At 70.7% G+C, this 18,753-nt stretch carries 21 protein-coding genes; 6 read left to right on the top strand and 15 right to left on the bottom strand.

The features are described 5' to 3' along the window. Positions 1–17 precede the first annotated feature (17 nt). The 3 genes from ACFCVM_RS01705 to ACFCVM_RS01695 all read right to left on the bottom strand — a co-directional run bounded on the left by ACFCVM_RS01705 (position 18) and on the right by ACFCVM_RS01695 (position 2,393). Positions 18–491 (bottom strand): hypothetical protein, encoded by a 474-nt coding sequence (locus ACFCVM_RS01705; RefSeq protein WP_375833089.1) that lies wholly within the window; start codon positions 489–491, stop codon positions 18–20. A 217-nt stretch (positions 492–708) separates the two neighbouring features. Continuing rightward, entirely contained in the window at positions 709–1,335 is a 627-nt protein-coding gene (locus tag ACFCVM_RS01700; protein ID WP_375833086.1) for a response regulator, read from the bottom strand. After that, positions 1,332–2,393 carry a sensor histidine kinase gene (locus ACFCVM_RS01695; protein ID WP_375833083.1) on the bottom strand — a complete coding sequence of 354 codons (1,062 nt, stop codon included), beginning with the start codon at positions 2,391–2,393 and terminating at the stop codon, positions 1,332–1,334. Before ACFCVM_RS01695 ends, ACFCVM_RS01700 begins: the two co-directional genes overlap by 4 nt. Before the next feature lie 251 nt (positions 2,394–2,644). Here ACFCVM_RS01695 and ACFCVM_RS01690 point away from each other — a divergent pair, with 251 nt between their 5' ends. Next, entirely contained in the window at positions 2,645–3,445 is an 801-nt protein-coding gene (locus tag ACFCVM_RS01690; RefSeq protein ID WP_375833080.1) for a ferritin-like domain-containing protein, read from the top strand. A 6-nt stretch (positions 3,446–3,451) separates the two neighbouring features. Here the strand turns inward: ACFCVM_RS01690 and ACFCVM_RS01685 are convergent, their stop codons facing one another. Both ACFCVM_RS01685 and ACFCVM_RS01680 read right to left on the bottom strand, forming a co-directional pair. Beyond that, complete coding sequence (locus tag ACFCVM_RS01685; protein ID WP_375833077.1) at positions 3,452–4,237, bottom strand: metal-dependent hydrolase; 786 nt, start codon at positions 4,235–4,237, stop codon at positions 3,452–3,454. Between the two features lie 159 nt (positions 4,238–4,396). Next, positions 4,397–4,882, bottom strand: coding sequence for a deaminase (locus ACFCVM_RS01680; protein ID WP_375833074.1), 486 nt, complete (start codon positions 4,880–4,882; stop codon positions 4,397–4,399). A gap of 97 nt (positions 4,883–4,979) precedes the next feature. On the opposite strand from ACFCVM_RS01680, the gene ACFCVM_RS01675 reads away from it, so the two are divergent. Together ACFCVM_RS01675 and ACFCVM_RS01670 are read left to right on the top strand one after the other, a co-directional pair. After that, complete coding sequence (locus tag ACFCVM_RS01675; protein WP_375833071.1) at positions 4,980–5,477, top strand: glutathione peroxidase; 498 nt, start codon at positions 4,980–4,982, stop codon at positions 5,475–5,477. Positions 5,478–5,627: 150 nt separating this feature from the next. Further along, the gene (locus tag ACFCVM_RS01670; RefSeq protein WP_375833068.1) at positions 5,628–6,095 is read left to right on the top strand and encodes a hypothetical protein; all 468 of its coding nucleotides are present in this window, start codon (positions 5,628–5,630) and stop codon (positions 6,093–6,095) included. 140 nt (positions 6,096–6,235) lie between these two features. On the opposite strand, the gene ACFCVM_RS01665 is transcribed toward ACFCVM_RS01670, so the two are convergent. From ACFCVM_RS01665 to ACFCVM_RS01640, 6 genes are all read right to left on the bottom strand, one after another. Beyond that, on the bottom strand, positions 6,236–7,633 hold the full coding sequence (locus ACFCVM_RS01665; RefSeq protein ID WP_375833065.1) for a dihydrolipoamide acetyltransferase family protein: 1,398 nt from the start codon (positions 7,631–7,633) through the stop codon (positions 6,236–6,238). After that, positions 7,630–8,652 (bottom strand): alpha-ketoacid dehydrogenase subunit beta, encoded by a 1,023-nt coding sequence (locus ACFCVM_RS01660; protein ID WP_375833062.1) that lies wholly within the window; start codon positions 8,650–8,652, stop codon positions 7,630–7,632. Before ACFCVM_RS01660 ends, ACFCVM_RS01665 begins: the two co-directional genes overlap by 4 nt. Then, entirely contained in the window at positions 8,649–9,782 is a 1,134-nt protein-coding gene (locus tag ACFCVM_RS01655) for a thiamine pyrophosphate-dependent enzyme (RefSeq protein ID WP_375833059.1), read from the bottom strand. Before ACFCVM_RS01655 ends, ACFCVM_RS01660 begins: the two co-directional genes overlap by 4 nt. 108 nt (positions 9,783–9,890) lie before the next feature. Continuing rightward, positions 9,891–10,385: an Lrp/AsnC family transcriptional regulator gene (locus tag ACFCVM_RS01650; RefSeq protein ID WP_056008950.1), complete on the bottom strand. Its 495-nt coding sequence runs from the start codon at positions 10,383–10,385 to the stop codon at positions 9,891–9,893. After that, positions 10,382–11,218: an oxygenase MpaB family protein gene (locus ACFCVM_RS01645; protein WP_375833056.1), complete on the bottom strand. Its 837-nt coding sequence runs from the start codon at positions 11,216–11,218 to the stop codon at positions 10,382–10,384. Before ACFCVM_RS01645 ends, ACFCVM_RS01650 begins: the two co-directional genes overlap by 4 nt. Positions 11,219–11,235: 17 nt before the next feature. After that, entirely contained in the window at positions 11,236–12,366 is a 1,131-nt protein-coding gene (locus ACFCVM_RS01640; protein WP_375833054.1) for a hypothetical protein, read from the bottom strand. Positions 12,367–12,444: 78 nt separating this feature from the next. On the opposite strand from ACFCVM_RS01640, the gene ACFCVM_RS01635 reads away from it, so the two are divergent. Together ACFCVM_RS01635 and ACFCVM_RS01630 are read left to right on the top strand one after the other, a co-directional pair. Next, on the top strand, positions 12,445–13,611 hold the full coding sequence (locus ACFCVM_RS01635) for a glycoside hydrolase family 3 N-terminal domain-containing protein (RefSeq protein ID WP_375833052.1): 1,167 nt from the start codon (positions 12,445–12,447) through the stop codon (positions 13,609–13,611). Positions 13,612–13,724: 113 nt separating this feature from the next. Continuing rightward, positions 13,725–14,288 (top strand): YceI family protein, encoded by a 564-nt coding sequence (locus ACFCVM_RS01630; RefSeq protein ID WP_375833050.1) that lies wholly within the window; start codon positions 13,725–13,727, stop codon positions 14,286–14,288. A gap of 60 nt (positions 14,289–14,348) precedes the next feature. Here the strand turns inward: ACFCVM_RS01630 and ACFCVM_RS01625 are convergent, their stop codons facing one another. Beyond that, positions 14,349–15,449: a winged helix DNA-binding domain-containing protein gene (locus ACFCVM_RS01625; protein ID WP_375833047.1), complete on the bottom strand. Its 1,101-nt coding sequence runs from the start codon at positions 15,447–15,449 to the stop codon at positions 14,349–14,351. 135 nt (positions 15,450–15,584) lie between these two features. Between ACFCVM_RS01625 and ACFCVM_RS01620 the strand changes: the two genes are divergently transcribed. Further along, entirely contained in the window at positions 15,585–17,183 is a 1,599-nt protein-coding gene (locus ACFCVM_RS01620) for an ABC-F family ATP-binding cassette domain-containing protein (RefSeq protein WP_375833045.1), read from the top strand. Between the two features lie 21 nt (positions 17,184–17,204). Here ACFCVM_RS01620 and ACFCVM_RS01615 read toward each other — a convergent pair whose 3' ends face one another. Genes ACFCVM_RS01615 through ACFCVM_RS01605 form a run of 3 tightly spaced genes read right to left on the bottom strand, consistent with a single transcriptional unit; the run spans position 17,205 to position 18,663 of the window. After that, on the bottom strand, positions 17,205–18,041 hold the full coding sequence (locus tag ACFCVM_RS01615) for an SURF1 family protein (protein WP_375833042.1): 837 nt from the start codon (positions 18,039–18,041) through the stop codon (positions 17,205–17,207). Further along, entirely contained in the window at positions 18,038–18,295 is a 258-nt protein-coding gene (locus ACFCVM_RS01610; RefSeq protein ID WP_375833039.1) for a hypothetical protein, read from the bottom strand. Before ACFCVM_RS01610 ends, ACFCVM_RS01615 begins: the two co-directional genes overlap by 4 nt. Further along, entirely contained in the window at positions 18,292–18,663 is a 372-nt protein-coding gene (locus ACFCVM_RS01605) for a DUF3099 domain-containing protein (RefSeq protein WP_375833036.1), read from the bottom strand. Before ACFCVM_RS01605 ends, ACFCVM_RS01610 begins: the two co-directional genes overlap by 4 nt. Between the last annotated feature and the right edge of the window lie 90 nt (positions 18,664–18,753).

Raw genomic sequence — 18,753 nt, 5'->3', positions numbered from 1 at the left:
GGTCGGACCCGCACGTGTCAGGGGGCGACGGTCCACGCGTACGTCCCGCCGCTCTGCCCGGCGACGATGACGTCGCCGCAGTCGAGACCGTCGGATGGCTCCGCCCCGAGCCGGACGACGGCCTCGGCGAAGGCCGGAGGCACCGGATCCACAACTGCCTCGCATCCCTCGGGCTGCGCGGCACCTGCGGGGCTGTTCCATGCTGCCGCGGCGGCATCCGTGCCGGGATTCCAGATGATCCGGATGTCGCGTGCCGACTCCGGGATGCGGCTGACGATCGGCAGCCGACGAACCTCGGCATCGAGATCGGACGGTCGGTACGCGTACACCATGCGGTCATCCGCCGGGAGCGACGCGAATGCGGCATTCGCCGCGATGAGCAGTCCACCGAACGAACCCACCACGATGACGAGCCACAGGATGCCGCTCTGCACGCGGCTCAGCCGCGGCGTCGCGTCGATCATGCTGCTCGACCGGGGAGGTGCGTCCATGTGTCCATCTCACGTCACCGAGGGTGAAGAAGGGTCAGGGCCGACCCTGACCTTCTCGATGCCGGGCGGGTGACTCACGATCGGCTGCTTCCAGCGTCACCCGATGGCCGTGTGATCGGTATGCCACGAAGGTGACATTCCGGCGGCGCCGCCATCGCCGCCGTGTCGCGCTCGAGGCTCGCACGATCGGCGGGCTGCGATCAACGCGAGCGGATGATCACGGCCGGGGATCTGCGAGCTCGCCCAGGGTCCAGGCGCGCCGCACCGCATCCGTGCGGGAGCTCGCGCCGAGCTTCGCGAAGATGTGCGTGTTGTGACGCTTCACCGTCCCGATCGAGATGGAGAGCCGCTGGCCGATCATCTGGTTGGAGAGCCCGTCGCCGATCAGCTTCAGCACCTCGCGCTCCCGATGCGAGAGCACCGAGAGCACCGCTGGTGCAGGGGGAGGGCCGACCCGAAGGGTGATGCCGCCTGCGGCGCGACGAACGGCGTCCACCAGCTCGGCCGAGGTCGCCGACTTCGAGACGAAACCGCTCGCCCCAGCGGCGAGCAGGTGGCCCGCGAGCACGCGGTCACGGTGCATCGTGACGATGACGATGCGAGTGCGAGGCGATTCGGCGAGTACGCGCGTGATCGTCGACAGCACCGGCACCCCGGGCATCTCCACATCGAGCAGGAGCACGTCGGGGCCCATGGCGATGGTCGTGGCCCGCGCCCCGTCGCCGTCGGATGCCTCGCCGACGACGGTGATGCCTGCAGCGGCCCCGAGCATCGCCCGCATGCCGTCGCGGAACAGGTCGTGGTCGTCGGCGATGACGATCCGTATCTGCGTCTCGATGCTCATGCGTGGCGCGATGCGACGAAGGGGAGCGAGAGCTTCAGGCCCGTTGCGCCGGCTCGGCGGAGGAACTCGATCGAGGCGCCGAGCAGCGCGGCCCGCTCGGCGATGCCGCGGAGGCCGAGCGACGTGTCGTTGAGGTCGTCGTCGTCGTAGCCGTCACCGTCGTCGGTCACGGTGAGGTCCACCTTCGTGGGAGACCAGGCGAGGTGCACCGAGACCGCTGTCGCGTTCGCCGAGTGGGCTCGGGCGTTCCGGGTCGCCTCCATCACGATCGTGAAGAGCTCCTCGTTCGCGAGCACGGTCAGCGGGCGAGGAGTCCCGGTTTCGGAGGCGTGGACGGGAAGCGCACCGCTGCCGCCCGTCGCGTATGCGTACTCGTCGACCGCGTCGAGCAGCGGGCGGTCGCCGACGAGCGAGCGCAGGTCGAGCGCGAGGTCCTGGGTGTCGGAGAGAGCGACGCGCAGGATCCGCATGGCCGCCGTCACCGATTCATCCGCCCTCGTTGAAGCGGCGATCTCGAGACGCTGGAGTCCGGCGGCGATGCCGTGGGCGATGCGGTCGTGGAGCTCTCGGGAGATGCGCTGCCTGGTTTCGTACTGCGATTGCTGCAACCGTGCTCGGAGCACTTCGACGTACGCGATCGCTCCTGGCGGGAATCGACGCCAGATCGCGTGGTGCAGGGCGCCGGCGATGTCGAGCTCGCGGCCCGGGTGCTCGGCGCTCATACGCTCGACGATCGCTGGCAGGGCGATCGCGAACAGCACCTCCGCGGCCATCAACGGCTCGGCGGGATCCATCTCCATCGCGGCGGAGCGCCGGCCGTGCGAGCTGAGCTCGGGCTGGTCGTCGTGATACTCCACCGAGACGGCGGGGTGATCGACGTCGCCCTCGACGGCGGCGAGCGTCTCGGCGACGATCGCACGCACCTGGAACTCGAGGCCGCCGTCGACCGAGCGCTCGTTCGCGAGCGAGCTTCCCCGAGCGAGGAGTCGGCTGCGGAGCTCCTCGAGGATCTCGTCGGCGATCGACCGCACGTCGTCGGGTCGTGTCGTCTCGATCACGCGCGGCCTCCTCTGCACCTCGCCCAACGTTAACGGCATGCGACGACGTCGAACAACGAGGCGATGGGCCGCCGGTGGAAGATACGACCAAAGGGGCACCCCGACGGGTGTGCCCACCTCGCCCGTGCGGAATGCGACTTTCGGCGAATCGAACCGGGTGGCCGGTTCCTCGTAACGTCGGCGATGGGCGTGGATCGCGCCGCACGATCACGACGGCGCGTGGCTGCCGCATCGACGAGAGCAGGGGAGCGATGAAACCTCAACAGATCGGCAGGGCGATGGTCGCGATCGACCGCGCCGGGGAGTCCGGATTCACGGTCTGGGTCGAGTACTTCGCTCTGAACCGGCTTCGCCGGCGGGAGATCGAATCGGAGATCGAATGGCACGCGCCATGCCGTCTTCCCGATGCGACCCGACGTGCGTTCATCCGTTCGTTCCAACGATTCCAGCTCGGCGAAGGCGGCGACGGCGTGCACCTTCTCGCAAGCGCGGCCCGGGCCGGCGATACCGCCTACTCCGATGCACTCGCGCTGCTGGTAGAGGAGGAGCAGGAGCACTCGCGACTCTTCGCCCGCGGGCTCGAGCATCTGGACGGGCCGACGCTGTCGAGCCACTGGTCCGACACCGCGTTCACAGGGTTTCGGCGGATGCTCGGCCTGCGGACGGAGATCGCGCTGTTCCTCATCGCCGAGGCGACGGCGATGGAGTACTTCCGGGCGCTCTCGGCGTCCGCTCCCGACCCGGTGCTCCGTGGCATCGGGCGGCGGATCTGCACGGACGAGGTCGAGCACCTGCGATTCCAGGTGGACCGGCTCGGCGCAGGGTTCGTCGGTACCTCTGCGGTGGGCCGCGTGCTGCTGGGATTCGTCTGGGGCGTCATCGCGGCCGGCGCTGCGACCGTGCTCGCTCTCGACCATCGCGGCGCGCTGCTGGCGTGCGGACTCACGCCGGCGACGTACTGGGGACGGGCGATGCGGCAGTTCCGCCGCTCGGCGACCGAGGCGCTCGGGGCATCCGGAAGAGCGATCCAAGGCCCGAGCACGCGGCCGTGACGTCGATCAGAAGAGGCCGAGCAGGTCGATGCCGAACCAGCGAAGCGTCTCGTGACCGACTCCGACGAACACGTAGAGCGCGAGAACCGTGCCCAAGGCGACCTCTCGTACAGACCCGGTATCTCCGAGCACGGGCAGGGCGACGTGGCCGCTCGGCCGCCAGACGCGGCTGATGATCGGCGCCCTCCTCATGAACTTCGGCGGGCGCGGCATGATCGGCCAGAGCAGTCCGGGCAGCCCGCCCGTGGTGAGGAAGTCGCCGGCGAGATGCGCGACGAAGCCGACGACGACGGCGAGCGGGAACCAGTGGACGCTCTCGGGCGCGAGCAGCACGAGCAGCAGCCCGAACAGCGCACCGAGCGCCCACGCGGTCAGCCACGAGTTCACCATGTCGCGCGCCTTCACAGCGAAGCACATCAGTGCCGCGGAACCGACCATCATGCCGACGGAGAAGGTGCCGAGCCGGTCGGTCGTCAGCGTCAGGAGGGTCAGCGCCCATGCGCTGAGGCCGACCGCGACCGCGGCGATCAGCGAATGGGCTCCGTATCGGTGGCCGCCGGCGATCGACCCGATCGCCCCTGCGGTGAGACGTCCGAAGATCGGCACCGAGTGCGCGATGGTGGCACTGTGGTGGTCGGCGTCGGGCAGCAACGCCGCTCCGGCGCAGATGAAGGAGCCCGCGACGACGCCGACTGGGTCGAGCGGGTACGCGCCGCTCGTGAGGTACGGCATCGCCCCGGTGACGGCGATCCAGGCGGCAGCGCCGCTGGTGGCATGGTTGACGCCCAGCATTCGCGGTGGGTCGGTCCTTTCGGTGGGCGTGCATCGTCACCCGATGCGGGTACTCGACGTGCGCACACCGCTCGTCACCTCACGGCTTCGCGCCGTGCCGTTCGACCGTATCGCGCAGCGCCGACACCGGCCCCCACGAGCAACCCGGTGATGCTGGAATCAGGGTGCCGACGCCGCGCCGACGATCAGCGCCCGGAGTTCGTCGGCGAATCGCTCGACCGGACCGTCGACGACGAGGTCGGGCGCGACCGCCGTGATCGGGAGCGCGGCGACCGGCGAGGGCGCCATGCCGACCTCGGCGCGCCACCGGCCGATCTGCGCCGCCGACGCCGCGTAGACGATTCGTCCGAGCCCCACCCACGCATGCGCCGCAGAGCACATCGGGCAGTGTTCGCCGGAGGTGTACACGGTGGCGTCGGCACGTTCGGCTGCCGTCAGGTTCGTCGCCGCCCAGCGGGCGATCTCGAACTCGGGATGCCGCGTCTCGTCGCCGAGGGTCGTCTCGCGATTGCGGTCGGCGAAGCGTTCGACACCGGTCGCGTCGACGAGCACCGACCCGAACGCGCCGTCGCCGTCGGCTGCGGCCTCACGAGCGAGAGCGACGGCGCGCTCGAGGAAAGCCAGGTCGTCGTCGGTGATGCTCACGGAACGAGTCTGCCGCGCTTCGAGGCGACGCGAAACCGTGACTTCGCATTCCATGTGAAAGCACCATCGGATGCCGCGGTCGACATAGGCTCGGATCGTGGACATCCGAGACATCTCCCTCACGACCATCGACGGCGATCCGACCTCCCTCGCCGAGTACGCCGATCAGGTCGTGATGATCGTCAACGTCGCATCGAAATGCGGCCTCACGCCCCAGTACGAGAAGCTCGAGGCGCTGCAGCGCGAGTACGGCGACCGCGGGTTCACCGTGCTCGGGTTCCCGTGCAACCAGTTCGCCGGTCAGGAGCCCGGCTCGGGCGACGACATCAAGGAGTTCTGCTCGATGACCTACGGCGTGAGCTTCCCGCTCATGGAGAAGGTCAAGGTCAACGGTCGCCACCGGCATCCGCTGTACGCCGAACTCACCTCGGTCGCCGACGGCAACGGCAAGGCCGGCCGGGTGAAGTGGAACTTCGAGAAGTTCCTGGTGCAGCCCGGCGGTGCGGTGCAGCGCTTCCGCCCGACGACGCAGCCAGACGATCCGGCCGTGATCGCCGCGATCGAGGCCGGGCTCGCCGAGGCGCAAGCCGCCTGAGCCTCGTTCCGACCGGCATCAGCGCGCGCCGCGCGGCGCCTTGACCCGTCGCCGGACCCGGCCCACAATTGGGGGGTTGATCCGAATGCCTAGGGGAGCGGAGCACGAATGTCCGACGCGTACACACGTCCGACCAACGACGAGACGGCCATGACCGCGGCCATGCCGAACTTCGCGCCGGCGCCTGATGACGAGCCGTCGTCGGCACCCGCACCGAAGGATCCGGCCGAGCGACGCAAATGGAGCAGTGATCTGCGCTTCATGCTCGTCGTGCTCGCTGCCATCGTCGCGCTCTTCCTCGCGTTCGCACTCCTGATCGCGTTCAGCCCCACCGGGGCGGCGATCAGTGCACTCGCGATCATCGCGGCGCCGATCGCGACCATGGTCGCGGCGTACTACGGCATCTCGCTCGCACTCCGGCAGGTGAAGGACGCCCGCGACGCCGCCGAGGCGAGCGAGGCGCGCGCCCGTGCCGCCGAGCAGACCGCTCGCGAGTCCGACGCGTGGGCGGCCCAGATGGAATCGGGGCTGCGCGTCGCGGTCGCGAAGCTCAAGGCGGGCGCGCAGGACACCCGCGATGTCGAGCGCGCCGCGGGCACGCCCGTCGACTTCTTCTGAGCGACTTCTCGTATCGGTGCAGTGCTCTGACGCGCCGGCGTTTCCGAGGAGATCGACGATTTCGAGGACCTGACCGCGCGCGCCCGTCCTCGGATTCGTCGATCTCCTCGCGAACGGGCGCGCGAACGTGGGGCTCCGCGTCAGAGTTCGGCGAGCACCGAGACTGGTCGCTCGATGCACCGCGCCACGAAGGTGAGGAAGGCCGCAGCCTCGGCACCGTCGCAGACCCGGTGGTCGAACGAGATCGTCAGCTCCGTCACGGTGCGCACCGCGAGGGCACCCTCGACGACCCACGGCCGCTCGACGAACCGGCCGACGCCGAGCATCGCCGCCTCGGGATGATTGATGATCGCCGCCGAGCCGTCGACGCCGAGCGTGCCGTAGTTGTTGAGCGTGAAGGTGCCGCCGGTCAGCGCCGACGGCGGGAACACGCCGGTGGCCGCTTCCTCGGTGCGTGACGTGATCGCGTCGCGCAGCGCACGCAGCGACATCCGCTCGGCGCCGTGCACCACGGGCACGAGAAGTCCCCTCGGGGTCTGCGCGGCGAGGCCGAGGTTCACGGCCGAGTGGTAGACGAGCTCTTCGCGTTCCGCGTCGAAGCTCGCGTTCAGCGCGGGGTGCTTCGCGAGGCCGGCGATGACGAATCGTGCGATGAGGGCGGTGATGCCGAATCGCTCGCCCGTGGCCTCCTGCAGTTGCCGGCGGGCGGCCAGGAGGCCGGTCGCGTCGACATCCATCCAGACGGTCGCCTCGGGGATCTCCCGCCGCGATCGTGAGAAGTGGGCGGCCGCTGCTCGCGCCATGCGGTCGAGCGGCACGCGCCGGTCGCCTTCGCGGTCCGCAGCAGGCGCGGCGACGGCCTCCGGCGACGGTGTCCGCATCGACGAGGCGGGGGATGCCGCAGCCTCGGCTCCCATCGTCGGCGTCTCGTGTTCGGCGATGTACGACTCCACATCGCGTCGCATCACGAGGTGGTCGTGACCGGAGCCGAGCAGTTGGCTCGCGTCGAAGCCGTGCTCGCGGGCGAGGCGGCGCACGATCGGGGAGACGACGGGGGAGCGGCGTGCTGCGTCGAGTCGGGCCGTGCCGTTCGAGCGCGGCCCGGTCGATGCGGCAATCCCGCCGCCGGCGGTCGCACTGCTTCGCCGACCGAAGCGCGCGGGCGCCGAGGCCGCTCGCTTCGTCACGGTCGACTGCCGGGTGCCGTATCCGATCAGCACGGCGCCGGATTCCTCGGCGAGCGCGGTCTCGTTCGTGACGATGCCGGGTTCGGCGGGCTCCGCGACATCCGGAACCTGTGCGTCGACGCCGAGCGTCAGGAGCACGGTGCCGGCGTGCAGCACTTCGCCGACCTCGCCGCCGAGCGACTCGACGACACCGGCGAACGGCGTCGGCAGCTGCACGACCGACTTGGCCGATTCGAGCTCGACGACGACCTGGTCGATCGTCACCTCGTCGCCGGGTGCGACGAGCCAGGCGACGATCTCGGCTTCGGTGAGCCCTTCGCCGAGGTCGGGCAGGATGAACTCGCGGCTCATGCGTCCCACTCCCAGGTGTCGAGCGCGGCGAGCACGCGGTCGGCGGTCGGCAGGTGGTACTCCTCGAGTTTCGGCGAGGGGAACGGGATGTCGAAGCCCGCGATGCGCAGCACCGGCGCTGCCAGGTGGTGGAAGTTGCGCTCGGTCACCCGGGCTGCGACCTCGGCGCCGTAGCCGCCGAACTGCGCGGCCTCGTGGATGACGGCCGCACGCGAGGTCTTGCGCACGGACGCGCCGACGGTCGCGTCGTCGAACGGGGAGAGGCTCCGCAGGTCGACGACCTCGATCGAGAGGCCTTCGGCGGCGGCGGCCTCGGCGGCCTCGAGCGCCGTGCGCACGGTCGGCCCGTAGCCGATGAGCGTCACGTCGGTGCCCTCGCGCACGACCTCGGCGCGGTCCATCGGCGCGGTCGTGACCGGCAGGGCGAGCGGCGCCTTCGACCAGTACCGGCTCTTCGGCTCCATGAAGACGACGGGGTCGTCGCTCTCGATCGCCTCGCGCAGCATCGAGTAGGCGTCGGCGGGGTTCGACGGCATCACCACGGTGAGGCCGGGGGTCGACGCCCAGTACGACTCGGACGAGTCGGAGTGGTGCTCGACACCGCCGATCGCGCCGGCGCAGGGGATGCGCACGACCATGGGCAGCGTCACCCGCCCCTTCGTGCGGTTCCGCATCTTCGCGACGTGCGAGACCATCTGCTCGAACGCCGGATAGCTGAACGCGTCGAACTGCATCTCCACGACCGGGCGCATGCCGTACATCGCCATGCCCACCGCAGTGCCGATGATGCCGGACTCGGCGAGCGGCGAGTCCCAGATGCGCTGATCGCCGAACTCGGCCTGCAGTCCGTCGGTGACACGGAACACCCCGCCGAGCGGGCCGACGTCCTCGCCGTAGACGATCACGCGGTCGTCGGCGGCCATGGCGTCGCGGAGCGCGGCGTTCAGGGCGCCGGCCATCGTCAGCTGCGTCGGGGCGGATGCCTCGGCGGCCGGGGTGCTCGTCGCGGTCGCGGTCATCGTGCGGCTCCTGCGTGGCTCGCGAACGCACCGGCGGCGATCTCGGCCTCGAGCGCGGCGCGCTGCTCGAGGAGTGCTGCCCGCTCGCGCCCGTACACGTGGTCGAAGAGTTCGAGCGGGTCGAGCTCGGCCTCGATCGTCATGACCTCGCGCGTGCGGGCGGCGAGGGCCTCGGCGGCATCCGTGATCTCGGTGCGCACGGCTTCGGTGAGCGCGCCCTCTGAGACGAGGAACTTTTCGAGGCGTTCGATCGGGTCGCGGCGCTTCCAGTGCTCGACGTCGCGCGCGGCGCGGTAGCGGGTGGGGTCGTCGGAGTTCGTGTGCGCCTCGATGCGATAGGTCACGCCCTCGATGAGGGTCGGACCGCCGCCGCCCCGGGCTCGTTCGACGGCGGCACTGGTGACGGCGTACATCGCCGCGATGTCGTTGCCGTCGACGTGGTAGCCGGGCATGCCGTAGCCGACCGCCTTGTCGGCGAGCGTCGCCGCGCGCGTCTGCCGCTCGAGCGGCACGCTGATCGCGAACTGGTTGTTCTGCACGACGAAGACGGTCGGCGTCTGCCAGACGGCCGCGAAGTTGAAGGCCTCGTGCGCATCGCCCTCGCTCGTGGCGCCGTCGCCCAGGAAGGTCAGCGCGACGATCGGATCGTGGCGCAGGCGAGCGGCATGCGAGAGTCCGACGGCGTGCAGCGCCTGCGTCGCGAGCGGTGTGGCCTGCGCGGCGGTGCGGTGGGCGTGCTGGTCGTAGCCGTTGTGCCAGTCGCCGCGGAACGACTGGAGGATGTCGGCCGGCTCGATGCCGCGAGTGAGGAGGGCGATGCTGTCGCGGTACGTCGGGAAGAGCCAGTCCTGCGCGGTGAGGGCAGCCACGGCGCCGATCTCGCACGCCTCCTGACCGTATGCGGAGGGATAGGTGGCGAGTCGGCCCTGCTTCGTGAGCGCAGTGACCTGCACGTCGAAACGGCGGGCGACGACCATCTTGCGGTAGAGCTCGAGCAGCGTCGCGGTGGCCGGCAGGCCGAAGCCGCCGGTCGCTGCGCCCGTGACCGCGTGGCCGGCGTTGTCGAGCAACCGCAGGGGTTTTTCGCTCGGCAGGGTGCGGACGGATGCGTGCTCGACATTGAGGCTCATGACCTCATCGTCGGACACTCTCGCGGGCCGCGACGGGGGTCTCGATCAACCGTGAACGAACGGCTCGACGAACTCGAAAGCGCGGCCGTTCGTCCGCTGGAACTGCAGTCAGGTGCGCCAGATGTCCAGGGTCTGCGCCGGGGGATGCCCCTCGATCTCGGCGAGGATCAGATGCGACCGCGTCGAGACGACGCCCGGCATGTCGTGGATGTCGCGGAGGATGGCCTGGCTGAGCTGCTCGTGGTCGGGCGCGCTCACCGTGAGGATGATGTCGATGTCGCCCGAGACGGCCTGCACCTTCTCGACGAACGGCAGGGTCGCGAGCTTGGCCGCGATCTCCTCCCATGACACCTCGCCGATGCGCACCACGACGAGCGCCGAGATGTTCAGCCCGATCGCCTTGCGGTCGATGTGGGCGCCGAACCCGGTGATGACGCCGCGCTGCTGCAACTGCTGCACGCGGTTGTGGGCGGCGGTGCGGGAGATGTGCACGCGCTCGGCGAGGGTTCGCACCGAGAGTCGGCCGTCGCGGCTCAGCTCGGCGACGATGCTGCGGTCGATACTGTCGAGCGCATCGTTGCGGTGCGGTACTGACTGGGTCATCCTCGTCCTCGTTGCTCGGTTCCAGCGTACCGGCTGCGACGCTTCGCGCGTCGAAGGGATGCCCGCATCGGCGCGTGCCTGATCACCCTGGGCAGCACCGGCCAGACGGCCGCGAACGCGTCGAGCCATCCGTTCGCGACGCGCTCGACCCGTGGCGTCCAGCGGAACCCGTACGCGGCTCGGATCGGCGCCGGGAGCAGCGCCGCCGTCATGAGGCGCACGAGCGGCAGCAGCAGCCCCGCGCCGAACGGCAGTGCGGATGTTTCGGTCAGCAGGCTCCGCGCGACGGCGCGGGCCTCGTCGCCGACCTCGAGTGCGGCGAGCTGCTCGGCCCACCACGCGTCGAACTCGGCGCGTGTCTCGGGCCACCCCTCGCCGGCGGCCTGCAGCCGCGTGCCGAGCGGAGCGTACCCGCGCACGATGACGTCGGCGGTCGATGCCGGCAGCGGGCCCTCGAGACGCTCGAGCAGCTCGAGGGCGACGGCGAGCAGCGTCGAGGCGACCCACCGCTGGGCGTCGGCGTCGAACGCGTTGTAGGCGGGTCGCCCGCCCTCCGCGTCGCCGCGAACGGGCGCGTGACGCCGGTTCACCGTGCGCACGGCCTCGGCGGCGAGCTGGTCGTCGCCGAAGCCGATCGCGTAGACGTAGTCGAGCGTGCCGATCAGGCGGTCGAGGGGGCGTTCGCGGAACCCGCTGTGCTGGGCGACGCCGCGAGCGACGCGAGGGTCGGCGAGCTGCAGCAGGATCGCGGCGCCGCCGCCGAGAAGCAGCACGCCCTCGGCGCCGTGGCGCCGGAAGACCTCGAGTTCGTCGTCGTTCGTCTCTGCATGCATCACTACCAGTTGTAGCGCTAGTACCAGTTGAATCGCTCCGAGTGCGCCCACGCACCGCACGGGGCGCCGTAGCGGTCGGCGATGTACGAGAGGCCCCATTCGATCTGCGTCGCGGCGTTGGTTCGCCAGTCCGCTCCGGCGCTGGCCATCTTGCTGCCCGGCAGCGACTGCGGAATGCCGTAGGCGCCGCTCGAGGCGTTGTAGGCGTCGGCGCGCCAGCTCGACTCGCGCGTCCAGAGCTTCACGAGGCACTGGTACTCGCCCGAGCCCCAGCCGTAGCGCGCGACTGCGTCGGCCGCGTAGGCCTTGGCGCCGGCGGTGTCGACGACGACGCCGGGCGGTGGCGCGCTGCCGACGTCGACCGTGTTTCCGCTGGCCGCCTCGGCGGCGCGCTGCCGTTCCGCCTCCGCCTGCCGGAGTGCTTCGCCCGCCTGGTACTGGCGTTCGAGCGCCGCGGTGCTGTCGCGCAGGCTCGCGAGCTGCGCGTACAGCGTGTCGACCACGACCCGCTGCTCGGCGAGTTCGGCCTCGGCCGCCGCGTGCGCGGATTCGGCTTCGGCGGCGGCGTCCGCCGCGGCATCCGCCAGGCGTGATCGCTCCCGTTCGGCGACGTCGGCCTGCGCCGAGAGCGAGGCCGACTCCGCCTTCGCCGCTTCGGCCCGGTCGGCGATCCCTCCGTAGATGCTCGTGAGCTGGGCGGCGCGGGAGAGTCCCTGCAGGAGGTCGGTCGAGGCGTCGTCGGTGAGGAGCAGTCGCAACGTGACATCCGCCCCGCCCGACCTGGCGAGCATCGCACCGACCCGCCCGAGGCGCGCGGCGGAGGCCTCGGCTTCGGCCTCGGCCGCTGCCGCCCGAGAGGAGAGGGCCGCTGCCCGCTGCTCTGCCGTTGCAAGTGCCGCGGCCGCTGCGGCGGACACCCCGGCCGCGGCCACCGCGGCGTCGCCCAGTGCCGCGGCGGTCGTTTCGAGCGAGGCGACGAGCCCGCGGATGCGCGACGCCTCGGCTTCGCGGGTCGCGACGTCCTGCTTGGCCGCGGCGACCTCGTCCCAGCTGGGGTAGTCCTCGCCGAATGCGCGAGCGACGGGCACCATCAGCGTCGCGGCGACGAGCGCCGCCGCAACTGCCGCGTACCTCGGTCGAGCTCGCACAGGACCCCCTTCGAGGCCGCGAGTCTACCCACGGCCGCTCTCGGCGCTCGTTCGGACACGCACCGTAGAGTCGTTCGAATGCGCATCATCCGAAGAGCACGACTGCCACTCGTCCTGACGGCGGCGCTGTTCGCGATGACGGCGTGCGCGCCCGCGAGCGGCGACTCCGCGCCTTCCGGCGATGCGGCAACGTCGCCCAGCCCGACGCCCGCGCCGGTCGATCCGATCGGCGACTGGGTCGATGAGCGGATGTCGCAGCTCACCATCGAGCAGAAGGCGGCAGCCCTGCTCATGGTGCACGCGCCCGGCACCGACCCTGCCCCGCTGCGCGCGTACGTCGACGCGGGAGTGTCGGGCCTCATCCTGATGGGCGACAACGTCCCGGCGGGCCCGGCCGAGCTCGGCGCGCTCACCGCCGCCGTGCAGGCCGACCCCGAAGCCCCCGTGCTGATCGGCATCGACCAGGAGGGCGGCGAGGTGCAGCGGCTGCCCTGGGACGGCGCGGCGGGCGCGGAAGCCCTGCGCGCCGAGGCGCCGGCCGCCGCAGAGGCCGCATTCGCGGCTCGGGCAACGACGCTCGCCGAGAGCGGCGTCAACGTGAACTTCGGGATCGTCGCCGATGTCACCGCCGATCCCGATTCGTTCATCTTCGGACGCGTGCTCGGCACCGACCCGGCCGGCTCGGCCGAGCGTGTCGCGGGCTCGGTCGCGGGGGAGCAGGGGCTCGTGGCGAGCACGCTCAAGCATTTCCCCGGTCATGGGGCGGCACCAGGCGACTCGCACTCGAGCGTGCCGTCCGCGCCACTGACCATCGACGAATGGCGCGCCGGCCCTGCGCTGCCCTTCGCGAGCGGCATCGACGCCGGAGCCGAACTGGTGATGACCGGGCACCTGAGCTACCCCGCCGTCGATGCCGCTCCGGCATCGCTCTCGCCCGAGTGGCATCGCGTGCTGCGCGACGAACTCGGGTTCGACGGAGTCGTCGTGACCGACGACATGCTGATGCTGCAGCACAACGGCCTGCCCGAGTTCGCAGATCCCGGCGAGAACGCGGTACGCGCGGTTGCCGCGGGGGCCGACCTGCTGCTCTACGTGCTCCCGGCCGATCCCGCATCGATGGGCATCTCGGTCGACGGGCTGGTCGGATCCCTCGTCGGCGCCGTGCAGTCGGGGCGCATCACCGAGGAACAGCTCGATGACGCCGCCGAGCGGGTGCTGACCCTGCGCCGCTCGCTCACGGGCTGACCCGGGAGTCTCCTGAAACTTCTCGATCGGTCGGGAATACCTCCCAGCTCCATGCGTTTGCATATGCGTGGCCGTTCGGCCGCCATGACATCGAACACGGGAGACCACCCAATATGACGACCACCGCCTCGACGATCGAGATCCCCGGATACCGTGCAGGCAACTGGAAGATCGACCCCACGCACAGCGAGGTCGGCTTCAGCATCCGCCACATCATGATCAGCAAGGTCAAGGGCAAGTTCGAGCGCTTCGACGCGACCTTCGTCACGGCCGAGAACCCGCTCGACTCGACCGTCACCGCGTCGGCCGAGGTCGCCTCGATCACCACGAACGAGCCGAACCGCGACGCGCACCTGCGCACCGGCGACTTCTTCGAGGCCGAGGCCTACCCGACGATCGACTTCGTCTCGACCGGCGTGCGCGTCGAGAAGGGCGACTTCAAGGTCGATGGCGACCTCACGATCCGCGGCATCACGAAGCCGGTCACCTTCGACTTCGACTTCGGCGGCTTCGGCGGCGACCCCTACGGCAACTACAAGGGCGGCGCCACCGCGAAGACCGTCATCAACCGCGAGGACTTCGGCCTGCACTACAACGCAGCGCTCGAGACCGGCGGCGTGCTGCTCGGCGACCAGGTGACGATCACGCTCGAGCTGCAGGCTGCGCTCGAGCAGTAAGCACCGAACGTACATTCACGAAGGGTCGGATGCCGCGGCATCCGGCCCTTCGTCGTCAGCTCACGCCGCCGTGATCTCACCGAGTCCGGTCGACCAGAACGCGGCCCAGCGCTGGAACGCGGGGTGGAACCTGCTCACCGCCGGCCGGCCGCGGAACCGCGTCACCTCGATCGACGTCGTGCCCTTGCGCTCGGGGGCACGGCGCCAGGTGCCGACGACCTCGCCGCCCGCCACGAGGATCGGCAGGAACAGGCCGTTCTTGCCGGGCACGACGCGCAGGGCGTCGGCGTCGGAGCAGAACGCCGTGCGGTCGCCGTAGCCGAGGAAGTACTCGTCGAACGGCGCGAGCACGTGGTGGCCCGACGGCGGGGTCGACGTCGAGGGAGCGTCGGCCGCGACGAACCGCTCGGCATCGAACGGGACCACGGCCGCGCGTGCGGCGGCCTGCGCGACGCGCGCCTGCGTGAGCGTGAGGCCCGTCCACCAGGCGAAGTCGCGCACCGTGACCGGTCCGTGGCCGCGAGCGTACCCGGCGAACAGGCGGCCGAGGATCTCGTCGGAGTCTTGGGGTTCGTCGGAGCGTCTCGGCGACCACTCGTCGAGCAGCACGAAGCGCTGCCGTGCGCGGGTCTCGACCGGGCCGCAGCAGAGCAGCCCCTCGTTCGCGAGGCGCCAGATGAGGTGATAGCCGCGCTGGCCCGCGGTGTCGATGCCCGCTGCCGTCCAGGCGGCCTGCAACTCGTCGCGCGTCGCCGCCCGCCCGCCCTCGAGCTCGTGCACCGCGACCCTGCGGGCGACGGCGTGCACCTCGTCGTCGATGCCCTCGTCGCGGTGGGTCTTCGCCGCTCGCTGCATGAGTCGCGCCGCAGTGAGGCGGAGGATCGGCCGGAGCATCTCGGGGGCGACGAAGTGCAGCGTGCCGCGCATCGGCCATGAGCGCACCAGCACTCGCTCGTGGATGGCCGCGTCGATCGTCGCCTCGGTCGTGCCGGCGACCCGCGCCCCGAGCACCCACTTCGCGGCGGCGAGATCTTGCGCCTGCAGGCAGACCATCCGGTCGACGGCCTCGGCGGGGGAGTCGAAGCCGCCGTCGAGACCTTGAGCGGCCAGCCGGGCGGCACGCACCGCCGAGATCGAGGCGTGCGGGGCATCCGTCGTCATGGTGCGAGTCTGCCGGATGCCTGTGACAACTGCGCGACGGCGTCACCTGACGCTCGCCGCCCCGCTCGGCGGGATAGACTGGGAGGCTGTGCCGCTCGGCACGCCATCCCACCCCTGTCGTTTCGGAGGAACCCCGTGCTCGCCGTCCATGATCTCGAGATCCGCGTCGGTGCACGCGTGCTGATGGAGCACGTGAACTTCCGCGTCTCCGACGGCGACAAGATCGGCCTCGTCGGCCGGAACGGCGCCGGAAAGACCACCCTCACGAAGACGCTCGCGGGCGAGACGCTGCCGACCGGCGGCCGCATCGACCGCGGCGGCGAGATCGGCTACCTCCCGCAGGATCCGCGCTCCGGCGACCCCGAGATGCTCGCTCGCACGCGCATCCTCGACGCTCGCGGGCTCGGCTCGCTCGTGCTCGGCATGCACGAGGCGTCCATGAACATGGGCAGCGACGACCCCGAGGTCGCCGAACGCGCGATGAAGAAGTACGGCAACCTCACCGACCGCTTCACCGCCCTCGGCGGCTATGCGGCTGAAGCCGAGGCCGCCTCGATCGCCTCGAACCTGAACCTGCCCGATCGCATCCTCGACCAGCCGCTGAAGACCCTCTCGGGTGGCCAGCGCCGCCGCATCGAGCTCGCGCGCATCCTGTTCTCCGACGCCGAGACGATGATCCTCGACGAGCCGACGAACCACCTCGACGCCGACTCCGTCGTGTGGCTCCGGGAGTTCCTGAAGGGCTACAAGGGCGGCGTCATCGTGATCAGCCACGACGTCGAACTCGTCGGCGAGGTCGTGAACCGCGTGTTCTACCTCGACGCGAACCGTTCGGCGATCGACATCTACAACATGGGCTGGAAGCACTACCAGCGCCAGCGCGCCGCCGACGAGGAGCGCCGCAAGAAGGAGCGCGCGAACGCCGAGAAGAAGGCCGACGTGCTGAAGCTCCAGGCCGCGAAGTTCGGCGCCAAGGCCTCGAAGGCCGCCGCCGCCCACCAGATGGTCGCCCGCGCCGAGAAGCTGCTCGCCGGCCTCGAAGAGGTGCGCGCCGTCGACCGCGTCGCGAAGCTCCGCTTCCCGACGCCCGCGCCCTGCGGCCGCACGCCCATCACGGCGTCGGACCTCTCGAAGAGCTACGGCTCGCTCGAGATCTTCACCGCCGTCGACCTCGCGATCGACCGCGGCTCGAAGGTCGTCATCATCGGCCTGAACGGTGCCGGAAAGACGACCCTCCTCCGCATCCTCGCGGGTGTCGACAAGCCCGACACGGGTGTCGTCGAAGCCGGGCACGGCCTGCGCGTCGGCTACTACGCGCAGGAGCACGAGACGATCGACGTCAAGCGCTCGGTGCTCGAGAACATGGTCAGCGCCTCGCCCAACCTCACCGAGACCGAGGCGCGCAAGGTGCTCGGCTCGTTCCTCTTCACTGGCGACGACGTGCACAAGGCCGCCGGCGTGCTCTCGGGCGGTGAGAAGACGCGCCTCGCGCTCGCGATGATCGTCGTCTCGGGCGCGAACGTGCTGCTCCTCGACGAACCGACCAACAACCTCGACCCCGCGAGCCGCGCCGAGATCCTCGACGCGCTCGCGCACTACGAGGGCTCGGTCGTGCTCGTCTCGCACGACCCGGGCGCCGTCGAGGCGCTGAACCCCGAGCGAGTGCTCATCATGCCCGACGGCACCGAAGACCACTGGAGCCGCGAGTACCAGGAGCTCATCGAGCTCGCGTGAGGTCGAGCGTGCTCGGCTCCGCTACCGCCGGTCGAGCACGCCGTCCTCGAGGTCGGCGTCGGCGTCGCGCCGCTTCGTCTTCGGCTTCCGGGCCGCGCGAGTCGCGGCATCCGTCGAGCCGGATGTCTCGGCGAGCGCCTTGCGCTCCTGGTTCGCCGCCCACGCGAGGCCGACGAATCCCATGAGGGCGAAGACGTACCACTGCAGCGCGTACGAGAGGTGCGGCCCCTCGTCGCGTTCGGGGCGCGCGGCCGCCAGCGGCGGTTCGTCGGCGTCGGCCCCCCGCTGCACGAGCACGCCGTAGGCGGCCGTGTAGCTCGGTTCGCCGACCCGCTCGGAGAGCTCTTCGAGGTCGATCGTCGCGAACTCCTGGCCCGTCGATGTGCGACCGTCGATGCGCCCTTCACCGGCCTTCAGGCGCGCCTCCGCCTCGACGTGGCCGCTCGGCGGCGGTGGCACCTCGCTCGGCCGCCCCTCGGAGTTCTGCGCGATCCATCCGCGATCGACCATGAACACGGTGCCGTCGTCGAGTCGGAAGGGCGTGATGACCTGGAAGCCCGAGCTGCCCTCGAACGGCCTGTTGCGCACGACGATCTCCTGATCGGTCAGGTACTCGCCCGAGAGGGCGACCACCTGCCAGCGCTGATCGATCTCGAAGGCATCGGGGTCGGGCAGCGCCTCGGCGACAGGCACGGCCGTCGCGTCGTAGTTCGCGTCGATGCGCGCGACCTCGGCGAGCGCCTCGGTGCGCCGGTTGAACTGCCAGGAGCCGAGCGCCGAGCAGACGATCGCGAAGACGACCGTGAGCAGCAGGTAGCCCGCCCATCGTCGATGCAACAGGAATCGCCAGTCGTTCACTCGTCGTCTCCGTCTGCGGCGTCGGGCCGCGGCTCGTTGATGTCTGCGAACGCGGCGACCACGACCGGGAACGACCGCGCCTCGAGGAAGCCCCGCAGATACTCGACGTGCTCGTCGCACGCGAGCCAGGTCTTGCTGCGGTCGCCCGTGTGGATGCGCGGGTTGCGCCAGTCGATGCGCCAGGTCGCGGACTCCCGGCATTGCGCGCGCGAGCAGGTGCCGTGGTCGGGCGACGCGCCCAGTCCACCGATCATGCTGCGCCGCGTTCGTCGTGGCGGGTCGCATCGTCGTTCTGCGGCGCCGCGTTCGTCGAACCCTCGGGACCGGCCGTCGGCGAGGCCGTCGGCGGTGCGGCCGGCGGGGGAGTGCGACGCAGGAGCCCGCCCGGGCGGAGCACCGCGCGCTGCCGGCCGGAGCCCTGGACGTTCGCGAGCACCACGGCGATGTACGGGAGGAAGATCGCTCCCGCCGCGAACACCGCGAGCCACCAGCCCCGGGCGAAGAGCAGGCCGATCACGCAGAGCACACGGATCGACATCGCGATCGTGTACTTGATCATGCGCGCCCGCCGCTCCGCTTCGGGCGAGGGGGGCAGCGTGGTGATCGACTGCTGCTGCTTCATGGTGGTCGCCGGGGTCCTGCGGCACTCCTCTTGCTTCAAGCCTACGTCCGACAGCGGGCGACGGATGCCTCGAATACATGAGCCTCTAAG

Origin of the sequence: Agromyces sp. NPDC056389 (assembly GCF_042262385.1) — a bacterium.
Lineage (GTDB): Bacteria > Actinomycetota > Actinomycetes > Actinomycetales > Microbacteriaceae > Agromyces.
This window is presented reverse-complemented; position numbering and strand designations above follow the sequence as displayed.

Coding starts and splice junctions, on each gene's coding strand:
- ACFCVM_RS01705 (WP_375833089.1), bottom strand. CDS start 491: ATGGACGCACCTCCCCGGTCGAGCAGCATGATCGACGCGACGCCGCGG.
- ACFCVM_RS01700 (WP_375833086.1), bottom strand. CDS start 1,335: ATGAGCATCGAGACGCAGATACGGATCGTCATCGCCGACGACCACGAC.
- ACFCVM_RS01690 (WP_375833080.1), top strand. CDS start 2,645: ATGAAACCTCAACAGATCGGCAGGGCGATGGTCGCGATCGACCGCGCC.
- ACFCVM_RS01685 (WP_375833077.1), bottom strand. CDS start 4,237: ATGCTGGGCGTCAACCATGCCACCAGCGGCGCTGCCGCCTGGATCGCC.
- ACFCVM_RS01670 (WP_375833068.1), top strand. CDS start 5,628: ATGACCGCGGCCATGCCGAACTTCGCGCCGGCGCCTGATGACGAGCCG.
- ACFCVM_RS01665 (WP_375833065.1), bottom strand. CDS start 7,633: ATGAGCCGCGAGTTCATCCTGCCCGACCTCGGCGAAGGGCTCACCGAA.
- ACFCVM_RS01660 (WP_375833062.1), bottom strand. CDS start 8,652: ATGACCGCGACCGCGACGAGCACCCCGGCCGCCGAGGCATCCGCCCCG.
- ACFCVM_RS01655 (WP_375833059.1), bottom strand. CDS start 9,782: ATGAGCCTCAATGTCGAGCACGCATCCGTCCGCACCCTGCCGAGCGAA.
- ACFCVM_RS01650 (WP_056008950.1), bottom strand. CDS start 10,385: ATGACCCAGTCAGTACCGCACCGCAACGATGCGCTCGACAGTATCGAC.
- ACFCVM_RS01645 (WP_375833056.1), bottom strand. CDS start 11,218: ATGCATGCAGAGACGAACGACGACGAACTCGAGGTCTTCCGGCGCCAC.
- ACFCVM_RS01635 (WP_375833052.1), top strand. CDS start 12,445: ATGCGCATCATCCGAAGAGCACGACTGCCACTCGTCCTGACGGCGGCG.
- ACFCVM_RS01630 (WP_375833050.1), top strand. CDS start 13,725: ATGACGACCACCGCCTCGACGATCGAGATCCCCGGATACCGTGCAGGC.
- ACFCVM_RS01625 (WP_375833047.1), bottom strand. CDS start 15,449: ATGACGACGGATGCCCCGCACGCCTCGATCTCGGCGGTGCGTGCCGCC.
- ACFCVM_RS01610 (WP_375833039.1), bottom strand. CDS start 18,295: ATGATCGGTGGACTGGGCGCGTCGCCCGACCACGGCACCTGCTCGCGC.
- ACFCVM_RS01605 (WP_375833036.1), bottom strand. CDS start 18,663: ATGAAGCAGCAGCAGTCGATCACCACGCTGCCCCCCTCGCCCGAAGCG.